Source organism: Streptomyces olivaceoviridis, from assembly GCF_014650115.1.
Taxonomy (GTDB): domain Bacteria; phylum Actinomycetota; class Actinomycetes; order Streptomycetales; family Streptomycetaceae; genus Streptomyces; species Streptomyces olivaceoviridis.
Genome location: NZ_BMUI01000023.1, coordinates 36134 through 60474 on the forward strand (window position 1 = coordinate 36134; position 24341 = coordinate 60474).

Genomic DNA, 24341 nt, shown 5'->3' on the forward strand with positions numbered 1-24341 from the left:
CCAGGATCACTGGAGAGGGGCTCTCTGTATCGGGGACCAAGTTCAGCGGGGGAGACATGGGCCGGGACCAGGGAAGAGCCATCCAGGAGACCGAGCTGGAGAAGGACCGGGCCCGGTACGGGCTGCTCGCGGTCGTCGTCAGCAATCTGGCGATCGCCGCCGTCGCCGTCTTCGGTGTCTGGCAGCTCGACGGGGACAAAGCGGTGATCGTCGGCATCCTCACCGCCGCGTTCACCGCCGTCAGCAGCACGACCACCGCCTACCTGGGCATCAAGGCCGTCTCCAACACCGCGAAGTCGATCGCCCTCGGGGAGGGCCAGGCGCGCCGGCACACCGAGGCCACCCCGCCGGCCCCGCCCGCCCAGCGCACCTCCTAGGCCGCGTGGGCCGGCCGGCGCGGTCTGCCGCCCGGATGGCGGTGCCGCCAGATCAGGAAGACCGCGCAGGAGACGACCGCCCAGCCCGCCAGTACCAGGAACGGGAACACGTGCTGGTTGCCGCGGAAGTACACCGCCGTGTGCTGGGCGTTCACCGAGGCACCGGGCGGCAGCCAGCGGCCGATCGTCCCCAGCACGGACGGCAACAGGGGCCAGGAGACGGCACCGCCGGACGACGGGTTGCCCAGCAGCACCATCAGCCCCCATGTCGGCAGCATGGCCCAGCGTCCGAACAGGGTGTTGAACATCGTGAACACCATGCCCGAGGTGAACATGGTGAAGGCGAGGATCGCCCAGGACTCCACGAACGGCAGCCGCAGCGCCCCCAGCAGCCAGTCCACCACCGCGGCGATCGCGAACCCGCCGAGCAGGGCGTAGGCCACGGTGAAGCAGATCCGCTCCAGCGGGTTCAGCGCCGACGCGTGCACGCTGAGCTGGATGGCGCCGATGAATCCGATGATCACGGCGGCCAGGGAGATGTAGAAGATGGCCAGACCTCTCGGGTCGCCCTTCTGCAACGGCTTCAGGTCGTGGAGCACCACGGTGATGCTCGTGGCCTTGCCGACCTTCAACGCCGCCTCCCCCAGCACCTGCGCCACCGTCGCACCGGACGCCCCCGACACGTCGAGGGTGATCATCCGGCCGCCGGCGGGCACGTCCACCACCGCGAAGACCTTCTGCTGGTCCACCGCCCGTACCGCGTCCTCCCGGTTGGCGTACGTCCGCAGCTTCAAGGAGGCGCCGAGCGCCTTCTCCATGCCGTCGACGAACCGCCGGGCCGCGGGCTGGTCGTAGGCACCGGTCACCGCCGTGGGGATGCTGTGCGGGGTCGGGTTCGCCATGGCGTACGTGTAGGACCCGGCGAAGAAGCCGGCCGCGGCGGCGATGATCAGGAGCAGGACCGTGGCGGGGAGGAAGGGGGATGCCGTGAACGCCGCCCAGCGCTCCGCGCGGGTCGGGGGGCGGCCGTGGTCTCCGTGCGGGGAATCAGGCATATCGACCACGCTAGGTCATGCCGTGACATCGCGCCCCGGTCAAATCGTTCGCTTGTTTTTCGCCCCAGGTGAGATCCTGGACCGCGTATGTCTACGCATCCCGCCCCCGCCCTCGGCACCCTCGCCCCCCGTCTGACCGAGCTGTCGCTGCGCGACGCGCATCGGCTCGGGCGACGGCTGGAGGGCGCACGCAAGATCCGTAAGCCGGAGGCCCGTGCCACCGTCCTCGCCGAGATCGACGGCGAGATCGGCAAGGCCGAGGCCCGGATGGCCGAGCGGCGCTCACGCGTGCCGGCCGTCACCTACCCCGAGCAGCTGCCGGTCAGCCAGAAGAAGGACGAGATCGCGGCCGCCATCCGCGATCACCAGGTCGTCATCGTGGCCGGTGAGACCGGCTCCGGGAAGACCACCCAGATCCCGAAGATCTGCCTGGAGCTGGGCCGGGGCGTGCGCGGCATGATCGGGCACACCCAGCCCCGCAGGATCGCCGCCCGGACCGTCGCCGAGCGGGTCGCGGAGGAGCTGAGGACGCCCCTCGGCGAGTCCGTCGGCTGGAAGGTGCGGTTCACCGACCAGGTGAACCCGGACGCCACCTTCATCAAGCTGATGACGGACGGCATCCTGCTCGCCGAGATCCAGACCGACCGCGAGCTGCGCGCCTACGACACGATCATCATCGACGAGGCCCACGAGCGGTCCCTCAACATCGACTTCCTGCTGGGCTACCTCGCCCAGCTGCTGCCGAAGCGGCCCGACCTGAAGGTCGTCATCACCTCGGCGACCATCGACCCGGAGCGCTTCTCCCGGCACTTCGGCGACGCCCCGATCATCGAGGTCAGCGGGCGGACGTATCCCGTGGAGGTGCGCTACCGGCCGCTCCTCGAAGAGGACTCGGACGACGCCGACCGCGACCAGATCACCGCCATCTGCGACGCCGTGGAGGAACTCCAGGCCGAGGGACCGGGCGACATCCTCGTCTTCCTCTCCGGCGAGCGGGAGATCCGCGACACCGCGGACGCGCTGGAGAAGAAGAAGTACCGCTTCACAGAGGTGCTCCCCCTCTACGCCCGGCTCTCGCACGCCGAGCAGCACCGGGTCTTCCAGCCGCACACCGGACGCAGGATCGTCCTGGCCACCAACGTCGCCGAGACCTCCCTGACCGTGCCGGGCATCAAGTACGTCATCGACCCCGGCTTCGCCCGGATCAGCCGCTACAGCCACCGCACCAAGGTCCAGCGGCTGCCCATCGAGCCGGTCAGCCAGGCCAGCGCCAACCAGCGCAAGGGCCGCTGCGGCCGTACGTCCGACGGCATCTGCGTCCGCCTGTACGCCGAGGACGACTTCCTCAACCGCCCGGAGTTCACGGACGCGGAGATCCTGCGGACGAACCTGGCCTCCGTCATCCTCCAGATGACCGCGGCCGGCCTCGGCGACATCGAGAAGTTCCCCTTCATCGACCCGCCGGACCACCGCAACATCCGCGACGGCGTGCAGCTCCTCCAGGAGCTGGGCGCGCTGGACCCGGCCCAGAAGGACCCCCGCAAGCGGCTCACGGACACCGGCCGGAAGCTGGCCCAGCTCCCCGTCGACCCCCGCCTGGCCCGGATGGTCCTGGAGGCCGACAAGAACGGCTGTGTCCGCGAGGTCATGGTCATCGCCGCCGCGCTGTCCATCCAGGACCCGCGTGAGCGCCCGGCCGAGAAGCAGGCCCAGGCCGACCAGCAGCACGCCCGCTTCAAGGACGAGACCAGCGACTTCCTCGCCTACCTGAACCTGTGGCGGTACGTCCGCGAGCAGCAGCGCGAGCGCGGCTCGTCGTCCTTCCGCCGAATGTGCAAACAGGAGTACCTGAACTTCCTGCGCATTCGCGAATGGCAGGACATCTACACCCAGCTGCGCACGGTCGCCAAGCAGATGGGCATCCACCTCAACGAGGACGAGGCCCCCGCCGACCGCGTCCATGTCTCCCTCCTCGCCGGCCTCCTCTCCCACGTCGGGATGAAGGACGTGAAGGACGGCAACAAGAACGAGTACCTGGGCGCCCGCAGCGCCAAGTTCGCCATCTTCCCGGGCTCGGCGCTGTTCAGGAAGCAGCCGAAGTTCGTGATGTCGGCCGAGCTGGTGGAGACGAGCCGCCTCTGGGCGCGGGTCAACGCCAAGATCGAGCCGGAATGGGTCGAACCGCTCGCCGGGCACCTGCTCAAGCGGACGTACAGCGAACCGCACTGGGAGAAGGACCAGGCGGCCGTGATGGCGTACGAGAAGGTCACGCTGTACGGCGTCCCGATCGTCGCCCAGCGGAAGGTGAACTACGGCCGGATCGACCCGGAGGTCTCCCGCGAGCTGTTCATCCGCAACGCGCTCGTGGAGGGCGACTGGCGCACGCACCACAAGTTCTTCGCCGACAACCGCAAGCTGCTCAGCGAGGTCGAGGAGCTGGAGCACCGCGCCCGGCGCCGGGACATCGTGGTCGACGACGACACGCTCTTCGAGTTCTACGACCAGCGGGTGCCCGAACACGTCGTCTCCGGCGCCCACTTCGACTCCTGGTGGAAGCGGAAGCGGCACGAGCAGCCGGACTTCCTGGACTTCGAGCGGGAGATGCTCATCCGGGAGTCCGCGGAGGCGGTCACCAAGGCCGACTATCCCGACACCTGGCGGCAGGGGCAGCTCAAGTTCCGGGTGACGTACCAGTTCGAACCGGGCGCGGACGCCGACGGTGTGACGGTCCACATCCCGCTCCAGGTCCTCAACCAGGTCACGGACGAGGGCTTCGACTGGCAGATCCCGGGCCTGCGCGAGGAGGTGGTGACGGAGCTGATCCGCTCCCTGCCGAAGCCGATCCGCCGCCACTACGTACCGGCGCCGAACTACGCGAAGGCGTTCCTGGAGAAGGCGGTGCCCCTCCAGGAGCCGCTGACCGTCACGATGGCGCGCGAGCTGAAGCGGATGGTCGGCGTCCCGTTCGAGGCGGAGGACTTCGACTGGGCCAAGGTCCCCGACCACCTCAAGATCACGTTCCGGATCGTCGACGAGCGGCGCCGGAAGCTGGCCGAGGACAAGGACCTGGAGACGCTGAAGCTCCAGCTCAAGCCGAAGGCACGCGAGGCCCTGTCGCAGGCCGCGGCGGCGACCGCGTCCCGCGAGGGCGGGGAGTCCCTGGAGCGCAAGGGCCTGACGGACTGGACGATCGGCACCCTCACCCGCGTCTTCGAGACACGCCGGGCCGGCCAGCCGGTCAAGGCGTACCCGGCGCTGGTGGACGACGGCGACACGGTCTCCGTCCGCCTCTTCGACACGGAGGCGGAGCAGGCGGAGGCCATGTGGAAGGGCACCCGACGCCTCATCCTGCGCAACATCCCGGTGAACCCGGCGAAGTTCGCGTCCGAGAAGCTGACGAACGCCCAGAAACTCGCCCTCTCGGCCAACCCCCACGGCTCGATCCAGGCCCTGTTCGACGACTGCGCGATGGCCGCGGCGGACAGGCTGATCGCGGACTTCGGGGGGCCGGCGTGGGACGAGGAGTCGTACCGGAAGCTGTACGACAAGGTGCGCGCGGAGATCGTGGACACCACGGTCCGCACGGTCGCCCAGGTGCAGCAGGTCCTCGCCGCCTGGCAGGCCTGTGAGCGCCGCCTGAAGGCCGTCGGCAGCCCCACGCTGCTCGCGAACCTGACGGACGTCCGCAAGCAGCTGGACGCCCTCGTGAAGCCCGGTTTCGTCACCTGGGCGGGCATAGGGCGCCTGCCGGACCTGATGCGCTACCTGGTGGCCGCCGACCGGCGCCTCCAGCAGATGCCGACGAACGTCCAGCGGGACACGACCCGCATGGAGAAGGTCCACGAGATGCAGGACGAGTACGCCTGGCTCCTGGAACAGCTACCCAAGGGCCGCCCGGTGCCGTCCGCCGTCCTGGACATCCGCTGGATGCTGGAGGAGCTGCGGGTGAGCTACTTCGCCCACGCGCTGGGCACGGCGTACCCCGTCTCCGACAAGCGGATCGTCAAGGCGATCGACGCGGCCGTCCCGTAACCGCTCCCGTACGGAGGGTGAGTTCGACCAGGACCCTCACCCTCCTGTACAGTCTCTTCTCGCAGCGCAACGCAGGAAAAAGCGCCGCGAAACCTGGTCCTGTGGAGCAGTTTGGAGTGCTCGCCACCCTGTCAAGGTGGAGGCCGCGGGTTCAAATCCCGTCAGGACCGCATAGAGGCCGAGGCCCGTACCCCGCAAGGGAGTGCGGGCCTCAGTCGTATCTCCGGCCGGCGGGACCAGCCCGCCCGGCGTGCGAGGGCGAGGCTCGCGGAGCCCGCGCCGTCTTGACGGCGTCACATTCCCTCGGTACTCAGGGAGCAGGCTCGTTTCCCCTGTGCGACCCCCGGAGGTGGCGTATGGCGGCGTCGGTCAGGCACGAGACGCGGGCGCTCCTGAGGGCGCACCTGTCGGCCGCCTCCTCCTACCGGCACCTCACCCGCCACTGCCCCATCTGCCACCATCTCCTGCGGCTGGCGATGGATGCCGCCCCGCAGGCCCAGGAGGCCGAGCAGGAGGCCCCCGAGGACGGCGAGGCCGCTCGTCGCACCTGACCTCCGCCGGCCCCAACCTCCGTACAGGCGTGGGAGTCTGGGGCGCGCACCCCGTCCGGGCGCTCCTCTAACGCATACGAGCCGGAGGCAACAAGCGTCCAGGCATGTGACGGGAGTCACCGCATGGGTTTTTGAAACAGCGGTACTTACCCCCGTCATACAACGGGTCAATTTAATATGTGCAATTGCACCGGTCCCAGGGGTCGCACACAGCCGTTCCGACAGCCCTCCCCAGACTCCGACAAGGACGCTCACAAGAGCCGCCCACAGCCCCGACCTGCGCACAAAAAAGATCGCACTGGACCCGGCGGAGTCCAGCGCGATCTACGACGCACCCTGTGTCGCTTGCCTACAACGTTCTCTTCGGCTTGGGCGAGGGGCCTGTTGGGGCAGGTCCCGCGTCGCTTGGAGCTAGGGTTTCGGGCGCCTCGGCCAGTTGGGGGAACCGACCGTCTTGCCCGGTTATTGAGTTGTTCAGGCCTCGCTGCGCTGCTGCGGAATGCCCGCGAGCAGCGCGCGGACCTCGGCCTCGCGGTAGCGGCGGTGCCCGCCGAGCGTACGGATGGACGTGAGCTTGCCGGCCTTCGCCCACCGCGTGACCGTCTTGGGGTCGACGCGGAACATGGTGGCGACCTCAGCCGGGGTCAGCAGCGGCTCGGCATCAGGGGTGCGAGCGGTCATGAGCGGCCTCCTCGGGAGAACCGAACCTTCTCGGTTCTTTCCTCTAAATTCTGCACCTTGACCCGCGTTGCCCGAAATGGCGGACGCGAGTCGAGTCGGTTATAGGACGAACGGCTTGTCCTCGGCACTACAACTACACCATCTGTCCAGCCGCGTCGGCCAAACCGATGGAATTGCCCTCCCAGGTGTTCATCAGCGACGGAAGCCGATGGACCATGCCATAGCGGACAGTCACGCCACTGTGACGATCAGTCACAGGACGATCAGGAGTCACCAGACCCCCCAAAGCGTGCAATGCTGAGAAATCCGCCCAACATGGAGCACAGGTGGACGGATGGAGCCCTCCCCGGACTCCTTGTCCTATTTTGGCACGAGGGGTGCCAAGAGGCGCAAGAGCCGGGTAAGTGCCGTCCATCACCCTTGAGACATACGTCCGGACTGGAACCGACGCCCCGTCAGGTGGTCTAGGCGAGTAGAACGTACGTCCTCCCCCACCGATTTGACCGTGACGTAGGTCACTCAGTTCGCGGAACGCCGGTCCCGAACCGCCCGCCACCGGTCCACCAGCCGCCCGTAGGCCTCCCCGGCTGCCGCCCCGTCACCCCGGCGCAGCGCCTCGATCCCGGCTGCCACGTCCGCCGCCGAGTGGTCGTCCTCCAGCTCGCCGGCCGGCAGCACATGCACCAGGCCGCCGTAGTCCAGCTCCACCAGCGAGCGCGGATGGAACTCCTCCAGCCAGCGGCCGACGTCCACCACACCGTCGATCAGCGGGCCCTCCTCGACGGTGTCCTTCAGCGTGCGCAGCGCCCTCGCCACCCGGCGCCGGGCCTGCACCATCGGCGTGCGGTAGCGCAGCACCGGGGGCACGTCCGCGGTCCCCTTGTCGTACCGCCGCTCCTCGTCCGAGACCAGCACGAACCAGTTCAGCGGCACCTGCCAGGTCGCCGTGCGGATCCACGGGCGGGCATCGGGGTTGCGGGCGAGCCAGCGCTCGTAGTCCTGGGCGGCCTGCCGGCGCACCACCGGCGGCAGCACCGCGTCCAGCACCGGCGGGGGCAGCTCCTCGGCCAGCTCCTCCAGGGCCTGCCAGCCGCGCAGCCGGGTCCGCCAGGGGCACACGCAGACCACCCCGTCGACCTCCAGCACGAAGGCGTCGCTGCTCTCGTGCACCGGCACCGCGATCGGCGGGACGGGCAGCAGCCCGGCCAGGGAGCGACGCAGCTCGTCCTGGTACGAGGGGCGGTCGGAGCGGCGGGCGTAGCGCGCCCAGTGACCGCGCTCCGGCTCCGGGAAGGCGCCCAGCGGCTCGTACACGCGCAGGTACGCGGCATAGGGGACGACCACGGAGGACACCTTCGGCACGCCTGCTCCCTCCCCATCGGACCCGGCTCGAAACCACTGCAAATCGTGCCACGCGCATACGTGCACAGCGGGCTCCGGAGAGTGATCCTGAACACTGCGCGGATGGTGAGTGAACCGAGGCTCTACGCTCATGCCACGGTTCCCCGCCACCCGTACGGGGACCGCACCCCACTCGCCGCTAGTACACAGGAGTCACCACAGTGACCGACGTAACCGGCGCGCCTGCTGATGTCCTGCACACCCTGTTCCACGCGGACCAGGGCGGCCATGAGCAGGTTGTGCTCTGCCAGGACCGCGCCAGCGGCCTCAAGGCCGTGATCGCCATCCACTCCACCGCCCTGGGCCCCGCCCTCGGCGGCACGCGCTTCTACCCGTACGCGACCGAGGCGGAGGCCGTCGCCGACGCCCTCGCTCTCGCACGCGGCATGTCGTACAAGAACGCCATGGCCGGGCTGGACCACGGCGGCGGCAAGGCCGTGATCATCGGCGATCCGGAGCGCGTCAAGACCGAGGAGCTGCTCCTCGCCTACGGCCGCATGGTCGCCTCCCTCGGCGGTCGCTACGTCACCGCGTGCGACGTCGGCACGTACGTCGCCGACATGGACGTGGTGGCCCGCGAGTGCCGCTGGACCACCGGCCGCTCCCCCGAGAACGGCGGCGCCGGCGACTCCTCCGTGCTCACCGCCTTCGGCGTCTACCAGGGCATGCGCGCCTCCGCCCAGCACCTGTGGGGCGACCCCTCGCTGCGCGGTCGCAAGGTCGGCGTCGCCGGCGTCGGCAAGGTCGGCCGCCACCTGGTGAAGCACCTGCGGGACGAGGGCGCGGAGATCGTGATCACGGACGTGCGCGTGGACGCCGTCCAGCGGATCCTGGAGCAGTACCCGGTCGGGGTCACGGCCGTCGCCACCACCGAGGAGCTGATCCGGGTCGACGGGCTCGACATCTACGCGCCCTGCGCCCTCGGCGGCGCCCTGAACGACGACAGCGTCCCGGTGCTCACCGCCCGGGTGGTCTGCGGTGCGGCCAACAACCAGCTGGCCCACCCGGGTGTGGAGAAGGACCTCGCCGACCGCGGGATCCTCTACGCGCCGGACTACGTGGTGAACGCCGGCGGGGTGATCCAGGTGGCCGACGAGCTGCACGGGTTCGACTTCGACCGGTGCAAGGCGAAGGCGGCGAAGATCTTCGACACCACGTTGGCCATATTCGCACGTGCGAAGGAAGACGGGATTCCGCCGGCCGCCGCGGCCGACCGGATCGCCGAGCAGCGGATGGCCGACGCCCGCGCGACCCGCGCCGCGCACTGAGCCGATCGCACACATGAGCGGTACCCGTCGGCGGGAACTTAGAGAGAACTCTCACTTCCCCCGGCGGGTCGTTCCCCGATAAGTGGTTAAAATCGCCACTGACCAGCGAGGACAGGGCGCCTCGAAGGTCTTGGGCACACGCGCGTGCTGCGGGCGACGTACCGTATGGGCGCGGGCTCAGGTACCGTGGAAGCCCTACGGACCGGCCTCTCCATGGAGAGTCCGTTCCAGATCATGAACGCGTGTCAGACTCTGGGGCCGTCGAGCCCCGTCGTTGAGGGGGTCGAGCCATGGGGCGCGGCCGGGCCAAGGCCAAGCAGACGAAGGTCGCCCGCCAGCTGAAGTACAACAGCGGCGGGACGGACCTCTCACGCCTGGCCGAGGAGCTGGGCGCATCGACGTCGAATCAGTCGCCGAACGGCGACCGTTTCACGGACGATGAGCATGACGACGACGACCTGTACTCCCGCTACGCCGACCTCTATGAGGACGACGAGGACGAGGACGAGGGTCCCGCACAGCACCGTCGAGGCGCTTGACCTTGCACTGAGCACCAGTCCGGTCGGTGGCACAGCCACCGACCGGCTTCTGTGCTGTCCGCCCGGTCAGACCGCGTAGTCCCCCACCAGCTCCGCGCCGGTGGTCTTGTCGCCCCGCTCGGTGATCTCACCGGCGACCCAGGCGTCGACACCCCGGTCGGCCAGCGTCGCGAGGGCGACCTCCGCGGACTCCTCCGGGACGATCGCCATCATGCCGACGCCCATGTTGAGGGTCTTCTCCAGCTCCAGGCGCTCGACGTTCCCGGTCGTCCCGACCAGGTCGAAGATCGCGCCCGGGGTCCAGGTGGAGCGGTCGACCACGGCGTGCAGCCCGTCCGGGATCACCCGGGCCAGGTTCGCGGCGAGCCCGCCACCGGTGATGTGGCTGAAGGCGTGCACCTCGGCCGTGCGGGTCAGTGCCAGGCAGTCCAGCGAGTAGATCTTCGTGGGCTCCAGCAGTTCCTCGCCGAGGGTGCGGCCCAGCTCGGCCACCTCCGACTCCAGGGCCAGGCCCGCCGTGTTCAGCAGCACGTGGCGGACCAGGGAGTACCCGTTCGAGTGAAGCCCGGAGGACGCCATGGCGATCACGGTGTCACCCGTGCGGATGCGATCCGCGCCGAGCAGCCGGTCGGCCTCCACAACGCCCGTACCGGCGCCGGCGACGTCGAAGTCGTCCTCGCCCAGCAGACCGGGGTGTTCGGCCGTCTCACCGCCCACCAGGGCGCATCCGGCCAGCACACAGCCCTCCGCGATGCCCTTCACGATGGCCGCGACACGCTCGGGGTGCACCTTGCCGACACAGATGTAGTCGGTCATGAACAGCGGCTCGGCACCGCACACCACGATGTCGTCCATGACCATGGCGACCAGGTCGTGGCCGATGGTGTCGTAGACACCCATCCGGCGCGCGATGTCGACCTTCGTGCCGACGCCGTCCGTGGCGGAGGCGAGCAGCGGGCGCTCGAAACGCTTGAGGGCGGAGGCGTCGAAGAGCCCGGCGAAGCCGCCGAGGCCGCCCAGGACCTCGGGGCGCTGGGTCTTCTTCACCCACTCCTTCATGAGCTCTACGGCGCGGTCTCCCGCTTCGATGTCGACGCCCGCGGCTGCGTAGCTGGCACCAGTCGTCTCAGACATGGGGTGAGAACTTTCGTGTCGTACGGCAGAACTTACGGGCGGCGGATCGCGTCGGTCGCCGCGGTCGCGGCCGGACCGGCCGCCAGCTCGGTCTCCAGCAGCTGCTTGCCGAGCAGCTCCGGGTCCGGCAGCTCCATCGGGTACTCGCCGTCGAAGCAGGCGCGGCACAGGTTCGGCTTGGCGATCGTGGTCGCCTCGATCATGCCGTCGATGGAGATGTAGGCGAGCGAGTCGGCGCCGAGGCTGGTGCCGATCTCCTCGATCGACATGCCGTTGGCGATCAGTTCCGCGCGGGTGGCGAAGTCGATACCGAAGAAGCAGGGCCACTTCACGGGCGGCGAGGAGATCCGGATGTGGACCTCGGCGGCGCCGGCCTCGCGGAGCATGCGGACCAGGGCGCGCTGGGTGTTGCCGCGCACGATCGAGTCGTCGACGACGACCAGGCGCTTGCCCTTGATGACTTCCTTCAGCGGGTTCAGCTTCAGCCGGATGCCCAGCTGGCGGATGGTCTGCGAGGGCTGGATGAACGTACGCCCGACGTAGGCGTTCTTCACGAGACCCGCGCCGAAGGGGATGCCGGAGGCCTCCGCGTAACCGATGGCGGCCGGAGTGCCGGACTCCGGGGTCGCTATGACCAGATCGGCCTCTACGGGGGCTTCCTTGGCCAGCCGGCGGCCCATCTCCACGCGGGAGAGGTAGACGTTCCGGCCGGCGATGTCGGTGTCCGGGCGGGCCAGGTACACGTACTCGAAGACACAGCCCTTGGGCTTCGCTTCCGCGAATCGGGAGCTGCGCAGGCCGTTCTCGTCGATGGCGACGAACTCGCCCGGCTCGATCTCGCGGACGAAGCTCGCGCCGGTGATGTCCAGCGCGGCGGTCTCGGAGGCGACCACCCAGCCGCGCTCCAGCCGGCCGAGGACCAGCGGGCGGATGCCCTGCGGGTCACGGGCGGCGTAGAGGGTGTGCTCGTCCATGAAGACGAGGGAGAACGCGCCCTTGACCTTCGGGAGCACCGCGTGCGCGGCCTCCTCGATGGTCAGCGGCTTGCCGTCCTCGTCGACCTGGGCGGCCAGCAGGGCCGTCAGCAGGTCGGTGTCGTTGGTAGCCGCGACCCGGGTGGAGCGGCTGTTGTTGTCGTTCGGGAGGTCGGCGACCATCTCGGCGAGCTGCGCCGTGTTGACCAGGTTGCCGTTGTGGCCGAGCGCGATCGAGCCGTGCGCGGTGGCACGGAACGTCGGCTGGGCGTTCTCCCACACGGAGGCTCCGGTGGTCGAGTAGCGGGCGTGTCCGACCGCGATGTGACCCTGGAGGGAACCGAGCGAGGTCTCGTCGAAGACCTGGGAGACCAGTCCCATGTCCTTGAAGACGAGGATCTGGGAGCCGTTGCTGACCGCGATTCCCGCGGATTCCTGACCCCGGTGCTGGAGGGCGTAGAGCCCGAAGTACGTGAGCTTTGCGACCTCTTCACCCGGAGCCCAGACGCCGAAGACGCCGCAAGCGTCCTGGGGGCCCTTCTCGCCGGGAAGCAGATCGTGATTGAGTCGACCGTCACCACGTGGCACGCAACCGAGTGTAGGCGAGGTCGACCACTGGTCCGAATTGGGGATACGCGCCCCTAACGGGCCGGACGGTTTGGATCACCTTGGGGGATTCCGCGTTTCACCTGGTCAGAGCGGTATTCCAGCGGCCGGCGGGCGCTCCGGGCGGGCCGTACAGGGCCGGTCACGGGCGTCTTCGCCGCATTCGTGAGTGAGGTGTCGCACATCATCCGGGGGTGCTCCGGCTGAGGTGGACGCGGTCGCCGTCGCCGTCGGTGAGGGTCGCCTTCCCGGCGTCGGCCCTGGCGGTGAGCGTGCCGGTGGTGAGGATGCGCGCGAGGGCGCGCTCGAAGGCCATGCGCTCCTCGCCGCAGGCCATCCTGGTCGTGCGCAGGTCACCGATGGTGATGCGGTCCCCGCTCACGGTGGCGCGGGCGCTGAAGTGGTTGCAGCCCAGGTTGCCGGCCGCCTTGCCGTCCTCGTCGATGCGGAGCCGGGCGGTGGCGGGCGCGTGCCGGGTGGCGGCGCCGACGGTGATGCCGTCGACCCGCCAGTCGATCCCGGTCACCGGCTGCTGGACGCTCACCGCTTTACTGTCCGCCTTCTCACCGCCACAGGCCACCGTGAACGGGAGAAGCACGGCGGCCACCGCCAGGGTCACACGTCGCTTGTACCGGTTCATGGTGATTCGACGTACGCGGGCGGGCCCGGGTTCCGCTATGCCATGACCGGCAGCAGCCCCCCGATGTCCGCCCGCTCCCCGCTCGCGCTGACCTCGGCGGCGGCCAGCGCGTCGGCCCAGGCCGTACGGCCGGTGGCGAGCCGGATCCAGGTCAGCGGGTCGGTCTCCACGACGTTGGGCGGGGTGCCCCGGGTGTGCCGGGGGCCCTCGACGCACTGCACGACCGCGTACGGCGGCACCCGCACCTCGGTGGAGCCGCCGGGCGCCTTCACGGCGAGGGCGTCGGCGAGCAGCCGGGTGGCGGCGGCCAGGGCCTGCCGGTCGTACGGCACCTGAAGGTCGGGGACGGCGGCGTTCAGGTCGTCGGTGTGGACGACGAGTTCGAGGGCGCGGGTGACGAGGTAGTCGCCCAGCGGCAGGGCGCCCGCGCCGATCTCCAGCAGCCGGCCGCCGGGGTGCTCGTCCAGCAGGGCGCGCAGGCTCCGGCCGGCGTCGTCGAGGTAGGCGCCGAGGTCCGGGTGGGCGGTGGCCAGGTCCCGGGTGACGTCGTCGATGCGGCCGGCGTGCGACCCGGTGGAGAACGGCCACTCGACCACGGTGACGGTCTGCCGGGGCGGGGCGGGCCGCTCCAGGGCCCGGTGGACGGCGGTGACCGCCATGCCGATGTGCGCGATCAGGTCCCGTACGGTCCAGGCGCCGAGCCGGGTCGGCAGGGCGAGCTGCTCGGGACCGAGGGTGCGGACGGCGTCCCGCACGTTCGTGAACTGGGCGAGGACCGCCGTACGGGTCTTGACGGGGTCGTAGGTCCTGGGGCGTTTCTTGGCCGTGGGCATGGCGGTGACCCTATTCAGGGGCGCAGCTTCACCGCGAGCGCGTAGAGACGGGTGATCTGGTCGTCGCTGTCGTTGTCGTCGGAGACCAGGTACAGCGGGTGCCAGCCCTTGTAGCGGCCGGACGTCCAGGTCTCGCCCAGGGCCATGCCCTCGACGTTGTCGAGGAGCGGGTGCTGGGCGGACGAGGCCGGGGCGGCGACCTGGCCTCGGCCGCCCACGGGGCAGGTGGCCAGGTCGACGACCAGTTCGTCGTGGGCGAAGATCTTCGCAGGCTGGTGCCACAGGGAGGTCAGTTCGGTGACGTTCTGCGCGTGGGCGAGGGAGAGCTGGACGATCCGGATCTCCGAGCCCAGTCCCGCGGTGTACTGGCGTTCCAGTGCGAGCAGGTTGCCGTTGTCGTCGATGGCGCTCAGCTCGGACAGGTACATGCCGTCATCGGCCATGAACGCGTACTGCCCGTCCAGGGCGTAGCTGCCGCCGGGCGTTCCGGTGTAGCGCTGGATGCGGATGATGCCCCGGCCGCGCTGGTCGCCGTCCTTCGCCAGGGGGGCCTCCCAGCCGGCGTAGACGTGGCGGCCGTCCGGGGAGACGGCCAGTGACTCGATGCTGCGGCCGGTCTGCGCGGAGCCCCGGGGCCAGAAGCGCAGGTCCTTCGGGATGGGGAGGTCCTTGCCGATCTGCCGGCCGGCGGCGATGTCGAAGCGGCGGATGGCCGGGCCGGTCTCGGAGGCGATCAGCATGGTCCTGCCGCCCTTCTCGACGACCATGCCCTCGCCGTCGTACCAGTCGCCGTCGATCGGGAACTTCGTGCCGTCGGCGCGGCGGAGCGGCACCGACGTGCCGGGGACGGGGTGCAACTCGAAGGGGGATCCGAGGGCGAGCGGCCAGACCCGGCCCGGGGTGTTGTCGGCGAGGGCCAGCGCCTTGACGTCCTCGCCCTGCGAGACCAGGGCCAGGGCGGACAGGCCCGCTATCTTCTCGTAGTAGACGTTCTTCTTGTCCAGGGCGTCGGAGTGGTCGAGGAGCACCGCGCGGGGGGCCGCCGGGTCGGACGGCGAGGGGACCGCGCAGGGACCGGCGGCGGCTGCCGGGTGGGTGTCGTGCCACCAGTCGACGAGGGGCGGGGTGCCCAGGCCGAGGGCGAGACCCAGGACGCCGGCCGTCAGCGACAGGACCGGGGTGCGGATGCGCTGCCAGCGGGTGGGAGGGGGCTGCTGGACAGGCCGGGGCCAGCGGGACCGTACGGCGGCGTTGCGGACGAAGCCGAGGGCGCCGACGCCGTTGCTGTCCTGGTCCTGTGGTTCCTGCGGCACCTCGGGCTTGAGGGTGAGGATGCGTTTCTTGACCTCCAGGAAGAGGTCGTGCAGACCCAGCAGCTCCGGGCCGCCCGGTAACCCCTCGCGCATGACGTCGACCAGGGCGCCGGTGAACAGGGTGCAGCGCTTGGGGTCGGGAGCGTGCGAGGGCCGGTCGCGCGGCCCGGACGTCATGACGTAGGAGCCCTCGACGTCCTTCAGCGTCGACACGGCCATCTCGACGACGTGCCGGTGGCCGTCCGTCATCTCGGTCAGCACCTGCCCGCTGTAGCAGCAGTCCAGGATCAGGACCCGGCGCAGCGCGGAGCCCGTGTCGCGGATGGCGCGGCGGACGTCGCCGGAGCGGACACAGGTGTCCGGCTGGTCCTCGACCGAGTCCGGCAGGGTGAGCAGCAGCTGCTGCTGTTCGTGGCGGTCCCTGAGGCCGTGACCGGCGTAGTAGACGATCAGGGTGTCCTCGGCGAGCGCGGCGGCCTCCCGGATCGGGCGGACCAGCTCGGCCGGTGAGGTCGGGTTGGACACCGTACGGATCCGCCGGCCGTCGTCGGGGATGCCCCAGATCTCCGGGTCCGTGAGCACGGCCTGGAGTTCCGTGAGGTTGAGCCTGACGCTGCGCAGCGGGTCCAGGTGCGCGTAGTCGTCCACGCCGATCAGGACGCAGGCGGAGCGCTCCGGGTCGATCCGGCCGAAACTCTCGACCGTCCCGGGGTCCTTGGCGTCGGTCACCGCGGCTCCCCGTCCGCGTCGTCGCCGTCCTGCCCGAACCTGCGCAGCAGCTCGGCCACCTGGTCGGGGTCGGCTCCGGTGACGTCGATGGTGATACGGGACTGTGGCCTGGAACTCTGCCGCCAGGCCAGGTACGACAGCTGGAGCTGGCCCAGGCCGCTGGCGGCGGACAGCACCGCGAGGACCAGGTCGACACCCGGGCCCATCCGCCCGGTGCCCGCGCCGGGTTCGGCGACCCGGGTCACCCGGACCTGGCCGCGCAGGGCGCGGTCGGCGGCCAGCCAGTCGTACAGGGACAGCAGTTCTTCCTCGCGGGCGGCTCCGGCCGCCTCGAACCTGATCTCCATCCGGCCGCTCCCCCGGGCTCACTCACGGATGTCGCCGACTCCCCCGCCACCCCGCGCGCACATCTGGGTTGGCAAGCCCCTTCTTACCCGAGCCGCACGGGGTTACGCCTGCGGCCGAAGACGCTCCCCGAACCTCCACCGCGCGCTTGCCCGGCGACGGTCCCTCGGACCCGGAAGGGTCCTCAAGGACCCCCTCCGGTGAGCCGGGAAGCCCCCGCCCGGGACGTGGGTCCGGGCGGGGGCTTCGGTGTGCCGTTCGGGCCGTGGGCCCCGGGTGCGCTACGCCAGCAGCGCCGGGATCGTGTTCTCGTGGGCCTCGCGCAGCTCGGCGAGGGGGAGGGTGAACTCGCCCTGCACCTCGACCGCGTCGCCGTCGACGACACCGATCCGGGTGGCGGGCAGACCGCGCGCACCGCACATGTCGTTGAAGCGGACCTCCTCCGAGCGCGGCACGGCGACGATCGCGCGGCCGGCCGACTCGGAGAACAGGAAGGTGAAGGCGTCCAGGCCGTCGGGTACGACCAGACGCGCGCCCTTGCCACCGAGCAGCGCGGACTCCACCACGGCCTGGACCAGACCGCCGTCGGACAGGTCGTGCGCGGAGTCGATCATGCCGTCGCGGGAGGCGGAGATCAGGATCTCGGCCAGCAGGCGCTCGCGCTCCAGGTCCACCTGCGGGGGCAGACCGCCCAGGTGGTCGTGGATCACCTGGGACCAGGCCGAGCCGCCGAACTCCTCCCGGGTGTCGCCGAGGAGGTAGATCAGCTGACCCTCCTCCTGGAAGGCGACCGGGGTGCGGCGGGCGACGTCGTCGATCACGCCGAGCACGGCGACCACCGGGGTCGGGTGGATGGCGGCCTCGCCGGTCTGGTTGTAGAGCGAGACGTTGCCGCCGGTCACCGGGGTGCCGAGCTGCCGGCAGCCATCGGCGAGACCGCGCACGGCCTCCGCGAACTGCCACATGACCGCCGGGTCCTCGGGCGAGCCGAAGTTCAGGCAGTCCGAGACCGCGAGCGGCTTGGCGCCGGTGGTCGCCACGTTCCGGTAGGCCTCGGCCAGGGCGAGCTGGGCGCCCGTGTACGGGTCCAGCTTGGCGTAGCGGCCGTTGCCGTCCGTCGCGATGGCGACGCCGAGACCGGTCTCCTCGTCCACGCGGATCATGCCGGAGTCCTCCGGCTGGGCGAGGACGGTGTTGCCCTGCACGAAGTGGTCGTACTGGGAGGTGATCCACTTCTTGGAGGCCTGGTTCGGCGACCCGACCAGCTTCAGGACCTGGGCCTTCAGCTCCTCGCCCGTCTCGGGGCGGGGCAGCTTGTTCGCGTCGTCGGCCTGGAGGGCGTCCTGCCACTCGGGGCGCGCGTAGGGGCGCTCGTAGACCGGGCCCTCGTGCGCGACCGTGCGCGGGTTGACGTCGACGATCTTCTCGCCGTGCCAGAAGATCTCCAGCCGGTCGCCGTCGGTGACCTCACCGATGACGGTGGCGATGACGTCCCACTTCTCGCAGATCTCCAGGAAGCGGTCGACCTTGTCCGGCTCCACGACGGCGCACATGCGCTCCTGCGACTCGCTCATGAGGATCTCCTCGGGCGAGAGCGTGGAGTCGCGCAGCGGGACGTCGTCCAGGGTGACGCGCATGCCGCCGGAGCCGTTGGAGGCGAGCTCGGAGGTGGCGCAGGACAGACCGGCCGCGCCGAGGTCCTGGATGCCGACGACCAGCTTCTCCTGGAACGCCTCCAGGGTGCACTCGATGAGCAGCTTCTCCTGGAAGGGATCGCCGACCTGCACGGCGGGCCGCTTCGACGGCTTGGCGTCGTCGAAGGTCTCGGAGGCCAGGATCGACGCGCCGCCGATGCCGTCGCCGCCGGTCCGGGCGCCGTACAGGATGACCTTGTTGCCCGCGCCGGAGGCCTTCGCGAGGTGGATGTCCTCGTGCCGCATCACACCGATGGCACCGGCGTTGACCAGCGGGTTGCCCTGGTAGCAGGCGTCGAAGACGACCTCGCCGCCGATGTTGGGCAGGCCCAGGCAGTTGCCGTAGCCGCCGATGCCCGCGACCACGCCGGGCAGGACGCGCTTGGTGTCGGGGTGGTCCGCCGCGCCGAAGCGGAGCGGGTCCACGACCGCCACCGGGCGGGCGCCCATCGCGATGATGTCGCGGACGATGCCGCCGACACCCGTGGCCGCGCCCTGGTAGGGCTCGACGTACGACGGGTGGTTGTGCGACTCGACCTTGAAGGTGACGGCGTAGCCCTGGCCGACGTCCACCACACCGGCGTTCTCGCCGATGCCGACGAGCAGCGCGTCGCTCTGCGGCGCCTTCTCGCCGAACTGGCGCAGGTGGACCTTGGAGGACTTGTACGAGCAGTGCTCGGACCACATGACCGAGTACATGGCGAGCTCGGCGCCGGTGGGGCGGCGGCCGAGGATCTCCACCACCCGCTCGTACTCGTCCTTCTTCAGGCCGAGTTCGGCCCAGGGCAGCTCGACGTCGGGGGTCGCGGCCGCGTGCTCGACCGTGTCCAGAGGCGTCCGGCTCATGCGTTGACCAGCTTCTTGAGGATCGAGGTGAAGAACGGGAGCCCGTCGGTACGACCGGTACCGATCAGCGGCTCGACGGCGTGCTCGGGGTGCGGCATGAGACCGACGACGTTCCCGGCCTCGTTGGTGATGCCGGCGATGTCCCGCAGCGAGCCGTTCGGGTTGAAGTCCATGTAGCGGAAGGCGACGCGGCCCTCCGCCTCCAGCTTGTCGAGCGTGTACTCGTCGGCGACGTACCGGCCGTCCATGTTCTTCAGCGGGATGTGGATCTCCTGGCCGGCGCGGTAGTCGGCGGTCCAGGAGGTCTCCGCGTTCTCCACCCGCAGCTTCTGGTCGCGGCAGATGAAGTGGAGGTGGTCGTTGCCGAGCATCGCGCCCGGGAGGAGGTGGGCCTCGGTGAGGATCTGGAAGCCGTTGCAGATGCCGAGGACCGGCAGTCCGGCCTTCGCCTGCTCGACGAGCGGCTCCATCACCGGCGAGAAGCGGGCGATGGCGCCGGCCCGGAGGTAGTCGCCGTAGGAGAAACCGCCGCACAGCACGACGGCGTCGACCTGCTTGAGGTCCTTGTCCTTGTGCCAGAGGGCGACCGGTTCCGCCCCGGCGATACGGATCGCGCGCTGGGTGTCCCGGTCGTCCAGGCTCCCCGGGAAAGTGACGACGCCAATACGAGCGGTCACTTGGCCGCCTCCGCGACTTCGTCGACCCGGACCGTGAAGTCCTCGATCACGGTGTTGGCGAGGAAGGATTCCGCAAGATCGCGGATGCGCGCGAGCGCGGCCTCGTCGACCGGCCCGTCAACTTCCAGTTCGAAACGCTTTCCCTGACGTACGTCCGAGATCCCTTCGAAACCCAGGCGCGGCAGCGCACGCTGGACCGCCTGGCCCTGGGGGTCGAGGATCTCCGGCTTGAGCATGACGTCGACTACGACGCGTGCCACTGGCACTCCCGGTGTGTGGTGCTGAGCAGGTTCCTTCAGACTACCCGCACAAAATTTCTACGCGAGTAGAGTTGGAGGAAAGTACGTGAGGCGCGTCACGATCGGGTGTCGAAGCCGCACGCCCATGAAAAGTTCTGGGAAAGTTCCACAGTCCGTCCCCCACACCTATTGCGCCCGGACACGCGGACGGATTTAGTCGGGCTTCACTTTGCATTGCCGGGCACTGTACAAATGAATTGGCAATAGCCGATACTCGGCATGTCGTCGGCGTTGAGCTGTAACGACGTGCCGCACGAAGGGACCGATATTCGTGGCGCAAAAGGTCGTGGTCACTCTCTTTGACGACATCGACGGCTCGGAAGCGGCGGAGACGATCGCCTTCGGACTCGACGGCAAGTCGTACGAGATCGACCTGAACGAAAGCAACGCCGAGAAACTGCGCAAGGCGCTCGCGCCCTACGTCGAGGCCGGCCGCAAGCGGTCGCGGTCCGGCAAGGCGTACAAGCAGACGGAGGTCGCCCCGGACCCGGCGGCCGTCCGCGCCTGGGCCCAGGCCAACAAGATGGACGTCCCCGCCCGTGGACGCATCCCGAAGAAGGTCTACGAGGCGTTCAGCGCCGCGCAGTGAGCCCGCGAAGGGGCGAGTCCCCAGGGTCCGTCAGAGGGCCCTGGGGGCCGTGCACTTGGGGCATACGGGGCCTGTGGGGGACTCGACTTGCGCTACCCCCCTGCTGATCAGCTAATGTCTGGAACACGCCGAGGGGCGAGGCCGACAGGCCGGATCCCGAGGACCGTGCGGGTGTAGTTCAGTAGTAGAACATCCCCCTTCCAGGGGGAAGGCGCAGTGTGCGATTCCTGTCACCCGCTCTGCACCGCCGACACGACCACACTTGTGGATCAGGTAGGCTGGTGTTCGCACCGATCGGTGGGAGCCGATCGGGAGCAGTGCGGACGTAGCTCAGTTGGTAGAGCGCAACCTTGCCAAGGTTGAGGTCGCGAGTTCGAGCCTCGTCGTCCGCTCGGGAATGAGACCCCGGTCCACTGGACCGGGGTCTTCTTCGTCGTCCCGCCGGGCGGAAAGAGCCGAGTCCGTGACACATGGGGAAGGAGTCACTGATGAGTGCTCTGATACCGCTGTTTGTCGTCGCGGGGGCGGCGAACGGCCCCGAGGCGCCGGCGACCGCCCGCGCCGACTCGACATGGCCGTCCTGGACCCTCCGGATACCGGGCGTGCGGGGTATGAGGGTCGCCACATCCCCGCGCTCCGAACCGCCCGGCCGCCGAAGTGCCGACCGTCACCGGGCGCGGGCGGCCCAGGCATCCGAAACGGGCGCCCGTGGTCGGTGTGCGCGGGTTCGCCTCGAAGACCGCTGACGCCGGCGGCTCGCCGAGATCATCCGCACCGCGCACGCCGGAAACCCCTCCGCGGAACCCGAGTTGGCCGCCGACGCGATCTCCGCCGGGGGCTCCCCGCCGACCGCGCGGAAGGCCGGGACGCCGGAGCCGGCCGCCGACGGAGCGCCGGTCGCGGAGATCACCGGGCGGGCCGCTCTGTCACCGGGAACCGCGCGGAACCACTCCTCCTCGGCGGCCACGGAACCCGGTGCCGACAACCGTCCTGCGGCAGTGCGTCTCACACACGGGCGAGGTTGGGTATAGTTGCTCTCGCGCCACGGCGCAACGCGGACGTAGCTCAGTTGGTAGAGCGCAACCTTGCCAAGGTTGAGGTCGCGAGTTCGAGCCTCGTCGTCCGCTCGGGAAAGAGACCCCGGTCCACTGGACCGGGGTCTCTTCATGCCTACGACCAGCTGGTGCCCGTCAGCCGCTCGTACGCCTCCACGTACTTCTGTCGGGTCGCCGCCACGACCTCCTCCGGCAGCGCCGGCGGGGGCTGCTCGCTCTTGCGGTCCCAGCCGGACGCCGGCGAGGTCAGCCAGTCCCGGACGAACTGCTTGTCGTACGACGGCTGGGCGCGGCCCGGCTGCCACTGGTCGGCCGGCCAGAAGCGGGAGGAGTCCGGGGTGAGCACCTCGTCGGCGAGGACGAGCGTGTCGCCCTCGAAGCCGAACTCGAACTTGGTGTCGGCCAGGATGATCCCCCGGTCCCGGGCGATGTCCCGGGCGCGCGAGTACACGGCGAGCGTGGCCTGACGCAGCTGGGCGGCGGTCTCGGCGCCGACCTGACGGGCCACCTCCTCGTAGGAGACGTTCTCGTCGTGCTCGCCGACCTCGGCCTTGGTGGCGGGGGTGAAGATCGGGGCGGGGAGTTCGGAGCCGTCGACGAGGCCTTCGGGGAGGGCGAGGCCGCAGACCGTACGGGACTCCTGGTACTCGACGAGGCCGGAGCCGGTGAGGTAGCCACGGGCCACGCACTCCACCGGGACCATCTTCAGGGACTTGCACACCAGCGTCCGGCCCGCCCAGTCGGCCGGGGCGCCCTCGGGCAGCTCGGTGCTGATGACGTGGTTCCTGGCGAGGTCGCGGAGCTGGTCGAACCACCACAGGGAGAGCTGGGTGAGGACGCGGCCCTTGTCGGGGATCTCCGTGGGCAGCACCCAGTCGTACGCGGAGATGCGGTCGCTGGCGACCATCACGAGGTCGCCCGCCTCGTTCTGGTACAGCTCGCGCACCTTCCCGGTGTGCAGGTGCACCAGGCCCGGAACCTCGATCGGCTCGGGCTTTTCTACGAATCCGGACACGGTTCCTCCCCGTGGTTCTGTCCAATGCCTCGATTCTCCCGTATGGGGCTGATAGGGCGCGCCCGGGGGTGCGGGCCGGGGTGCCGGGTGTGGGTCGCGTGGTGTCAGTCGCGTTTGCAGATGCGGTCCAGCAGGTTCGCCGTGGCGCGCTGGACCCGGGCGTCCACATGGCCCGGACGGTCCAGGGCCGGGGACCAGGCGAAGGTGCCGGAGGCGAACACCCAGGCGCCGGAGGGGGCGCGGTAGAGCGACGTCTCCTGGTGGCGCAGGACGCCGTCGTTGTCGGTGTAGGGGGAGTGGGCGAGCAGGATGCGCTCGTCGTGCTCGGGCAGTGGGGTGCGCGGGAAGTAACGGTCCGCCTCACCGGCGACCAGGCCCGCGATCTCGTCGCCCTCATGGGCGCCGGTCGCCTCCCACAGCCAGTGGCCGGCGTTGCGGACGATCAGCGGGTGCGGCTCGGGGACCCGGCCCGCGTACTGGATGCCGACCAACTGCTGCTCGGGCCGGTCGATCTCGCGCCACAGCACCGGCCGGCCGGGGCCTTTGCGTTTGCGGCAGGTCAGCAGCCGGTCCGGGACCCCGGACGGGGACGGGCCCAGCTCCACCTGCCAGTACATGGTGTTGGCGGAGAGGAAGACCAGCGAGGTGCCACGGTCCCGGGCGCCCTCGACGGCCCGGCGCATCGGCACCGACCAGTACTCGTCGTGGCCCGGGAAGACCAGTCCCCGGTAGCGGGTGGGGTCGATCCGGCCGGCGTGCAGGTCACGGGCCTCGGCGTAGGCGAGGTCGTAGCCGTAGCGCTCGGCCCAGCGGATGAAGTCGTAGGCGTGGCCGACGTGCAGGGGCAGGCCCGCGCCGGCGTACGGCCGGTCGAAGGAGACGGTGGTCGCGGCGTCGGCCTCCCCCAGCAGCCGGCCCTTCTCGTCCCAGGCGTGGTAGAGGCTGGCGCCGGTGTGGCCGTCCTCCGGGTAGAGGTTGTACGCCTGCCAGGTGATGTCCGGCAGCAGCAGGAGGAGGTCGGCGGGGTGGTCGTCGCGGACCGTGAACGGCACGTGGGAGCGGTAGCCGTCGGCGGTGGTCAGGACGGCCACGTAGGCACCGATGCTCCAGTAGGAGGGCACCTGGAGGCGCCAGGACAGCCACCAGTGGTGGCAGGAGACCGTGCGGTCGGCGGTCAGCGGCGGGGGCTGGACGATGCCGGAGAGGCGCGGGCTGGTGGTGATCTTGGACGCGCCGTCGCCGCCGTAGTGGCCGATGCGGTAGATGTCCACGCTGAACTGCTGCGGCGGGTCGACCGTGATGTGGAAGTCGATCGCCTCGCCGGGCGCGACCGCCCCGGTGGAGGTGAAGCCCTTGATCTGCCGGTGCACGTCGTCGGCCGAGCGGGGGCCGGGCCCGGACGCGCGGGGCGCCGGGACGCGTGCGCGGTCGCCACTGGTGAGCCGCTGCGGGCTGGGGTCGACGTACCACGGCACGACGTGGCCGGTGTCGTCGAAGTACGTCTCACTGCCGCGGAGCCAGGGCACCGGGCCCTGTCCGAAGGGGTCCGTGACGGCGTGCGCGAGTGCTCCGGACTCCCAGCGGCGGATGTGGTCCGAGGCCATGGCCGCTCCCCTCCCTCAGGCCCCCGTGCCTGTCGCGGTGGTGCTCACTGTTCTCGCCGTGCTCGGTTGTTCGCGGCCGTACTG

General features: G+C 70.1%; 20 protein-coding genes, 4 tRNA genes and 1 pseudogene. 11 read left to right on the plus strand and 14 right to left on the minus strand.

Going from position 1 to position 24341, the window contains the following annotated elements; genetic code table 11:
- Nucleotides 1-56 precede the first annotated feature (56 nt).
- Entirely contained in the window at nt 57-377 is a 321-nt protein-coding gene (locus IE273_RS32770) for a hypothetical protein (RefSeq protein WP_189818775.1), read from the plus strand.
- Here IE273_RS32770 and IE273_RS32775 read toward each other — a convergent pair.
- Nucleotides 374-1432, minus strand: a complete 1059-nt coding sequence (locus IE273_RS32775; protein ID WP_189818776.1) for an ABC transporter permease — start codon at nt 1430-1432, stop codon at nt 374-376. The genes IE273_RS32770 and IE273_RS32775 overlap by 4 nt on opposite strands.
- A gap of 87 nt (nt 1433-1519) precedes the next feature.
- Here IE273_RS32775 and hrpA point away from each other — a divergent pair, with 87 nt between their 5' ends.
- From hrpA to IE273_RS32790, 3 genes are all read left to right on the plus strand, one after another.
- Entirely contained in the window at nt 1520-5464 is a 3945-nt protein-coding gene (gene hrpA / locus IE273_RS32780; protein ID WP_189818777.1) for an ATP-dependent RNA helicase HrpA, read from the plus strand.
- A 95-nt stretch (nt 5465-5559) separates the two neighbouring features.
- Nucleotides 5560-5634: transfer RNA gene (locus IE273_RS32785), tRNA-Asp, on the plus strand.
- A 186-nt stretch (nt 5635-5820) separates the two neighbouring features.
- Nucleotides 5821-6015 carry a DUF6274 family protein gene (locus IE273_RS32790; RefSeq protein WP_189818778.1) on the plus strand — a complete coding sequence of 65 codons (195 nt, stop codon included), beginning with the start codon at nt 5821-5823 and terminating at the stop codon, nt 6013-6015.
- A 474-nt stretch (nt 6016-6489) separates the two neighbouring features.
- On the opposite strand, the gene bldC is transcribed toward IE273_RS32790, so the two are convergent.
- Complete coding sequence (gene bldC, locus IE273_RS32795) at nt 6490-6696, minus strand: developmental transcriptional regulator BldC (RefSeq protein ID WP_003949541.1); 207 nt, start codon at nt 6694-6696, stop codon at nt 6490-6492.
- Between the two features lie 519 nt (nt 6697-7215).
- Nucleotides 7216-8058 (minus strand): DUF8083 family protein, encoded by an 843-nt coding sequence (locus IE273_RS32800; protein WP_189818779.1) that lies wholly within the window; start codon nt 8056-8058, stop codon nt 7216-7218.
- A gap of 200 nt (nt 8059-8258) precedes the next feature.
- On the opposite strand from IE273_RS32800, the gene IE273_RS32805 reads away from it, so the two are divergent.
- Together IE273_RS32805 and IE273_RS32810 are read left to right on the plus strand one after the other, a co-directional pair.
- Nucleotides 8259-9365: a Leu/Phe/Val dehydrogenase gene (locus IE273_RS32805; RefSeq protein ID WP_189818780.1), complete on the plus strand. Its 1107-nt coding sequence runs from the start codon at nt 8259-8261 to the stop codon at nt 9363-9365.
- Between the two features lie 290 nt (nt 9366-9655).
- A complete protein-coding gene (locus IE273_RS32810; protein WP_014673600.1) occupies nt 9656-9904 on the plus strand; it encodes a DUF3073 domain-containing protein in 249 nt (82 codons plus the stop codon).
- A gap of 66 nt (nt 9905-9970) precedes the next feature.
- Here the strand turns inward: IE273_RS32810 and purM are convergent, their stop codons facing one another.
- From purM to purS, 9 genes are all read right to left on the minus strand, one after another.
- The gene (gene purM, locus IE273_RS32815) at nt 9971-11038 is read right to left on the minus strand and encodes a phosphoribosylformylglycinamidine cyclo-ligase (RefSeq protein ID WP_189818781.1); all 1068 of its coding nucleotides are present in this window, start codon (nt 11036-11038) and stop codon (nt 9971-9973) included.
- A gap of 32 nt (nt 11039-11070) precedes the next feature.
- Nucleotides 11071-12600 (minus strand): amidophosphoribosyltransferase, encoded by a 1530-nt coding sequence (gene purF, locus IE273_RS32820; protein WP_014673602.1) that lies wholly within the window; start codon nt 12598-12600, stop codon nt 11071-11073.
- A gap of 202 nt (nt 12601-12802) precedes the next feature.
- Nucleotides 12803-13162: an META domain-containing protein gene (locus IE273_RS32825; RefSeq protein WP_229887769.1), complete on the minus strand. Its 360-nt coding sequence runs from the start codon at nt 13160-13162 to the stop codon at nt 12803-12805.
- 131 nt (nt 13163-13293) lie between these two features.
- Nucleotides 13294-14091: a maleylpyruvate isomerase family mycothiol-dependent enzyme gene (locus IE273_RS32830; protein WP_189818783.1), complete on the minus strand. Its 798-nt coding sequence runs from the start codon at nt 14089-14091 to the stop codon at nt 13294-13296.
- 14 nt (nt 14092-14105) lie between these two features.
- Nucleotides 14106-16133: a caspase, EACC1-associated type gene (locus tag IE273_RS32835; RefSeq protein WP_189818784.1), complete on the minus strand. Its 2028-nt coding sequence runs from the start codon at nt 16131-16133 to the stop codon at nt 14106-14108.
- Nucleotides 16130-16480: an effector-associated constant component EACC1 gene (locus IE273_RS32840; RefSeq protein WP_189818785.1), complete on the minus strand. Its 351-nt coding sequence runs from the start codon at nt 16478-16480 to the stop codon at nt 16130-16132. The genes IE273_RS32835 and IE273_RS32840 overlap by 4 nt, the downstream gene beginning before the upstream one ends.
- Before the next feature lie 279 nt (nt 16481-16759).
- A complete protein-coding gene (gene purL / locus IE273_RS32845; protein WP_189818786.1) occupies nt 16760-19018 on the minus strand; it encodes a phosphoribosylformylglycinamidine synthase subunit PurL in 2259 nt (752 codons plus the stop codon).
- Nucleotides 19015-19695: a phosphoribosylformylglycinamidine synthase subunit PurQ gene (gene purQ / locus IE273_RS32850; RefSeq protein WP_189818787.1), complete on the minus strand. Its 681-nt coding sequence runs from the start codon at nt 19693-19695 to the stop codon at nt 19015-19017. Before purQ ends, purL begins: the two co-directional genes overlap by 4 nt.
- A complete protein-coding gene (purS, locus tag IE273_RS32855) occupies nt 19692-19955 on the minus strand; it encodes a phosphoribosylformylglycinamidine synthase subunit PurS (RefSeq protein WP_014673609.1) in 264 nt (87 codons plus the stop codon). The genes purQ and purS overlap by 4 nt, the downstream gene beginning before the upstream one ends.
- Nucleotides 19956-20265: 310 nt before the next feature.
- Here purS and IE273_RS32860 point away from each other — a divergent pair, with 310 nt between their 5' ends.
- The 5 genes and pseudogenes from IE273_RS32860 to IE273_RS32875 all read left to right on the plus strand — a co-directional run bounded on the left by IE273_RS32860 (nt 20266) and on the right by IE273_RS32875 (nt 21710).
- Complete coding sequence (locus IE273_RS32860; protein WP_014673610.1) at nt 20266-20583, plus strand: histone-like nucleoid-structuring protein Lsr2; 318 nt, start codon at nt 20266-20268, stop codon at nt 20581-20583.
- A gap of 167 nt (nt 20584-20750) precedes the next feature.
- Nucleotides 20751-20822: transfer RNA gene (locus tag IE273_RS32865), tRNA-Gly, on the plus strand.
- Between the two features lie 80 nt (nt 20823-20902).
- Nucleotides 20903-20975, plus strand: a tRNA-Gly gene (locus IE273_RS32870).
- A 114-nt stretch (nt 20976-21089) separates the two neighbouring features.
- Nucleotides 21090-21614, plus strand: a pseudogene (locus tag IE273_RS43975) (DNA-binding response regulator); the annotation flags it as partial.
- A gap of 23 nt (nt 21615-21637) precedes the next feature.
- Nucleotides 21638-21710, plus strand: a tRNA-Gly gene (locus IE273_RS32875).
- A gap of 43 nt (nt 21711-21753) precedes the next feature.
- On the opposite strand, the gene IE273_RS32880 is transcribed toward IE273_RS32875, so the two are convergent.
- Both IE273_RS32880 and IE273_RS32885 read right to left on the minus strand, forming a co-directional pair.
- Nucleotides 21754-22653, minus strand: coding sequence for a phosphoribosylaminoimidazolesuccinocarboxamide synthase (locus tag IE273_RS32880; RefSeq protein WP_189818788.1), 900 nt, complete (start codon nt 22651-22653; stop codon nt 21754-21756).
- Nucleotides 22654-22757: 104 nt separating this feature from the next.
- Nucleotides 22758-24257, minus strand: a complete 1500-nt coding sequence (locus tag IE273_RS32885; RefSeq protein WP_189818789.1) for a N,N-dimethylformamidase beta subunit family domain-containing protein — start codon at nt 24255-24257, stop codon at nt 22758-22760.
- Nucleotides 24258-24341: the final 84 nt, after the last annotated feature.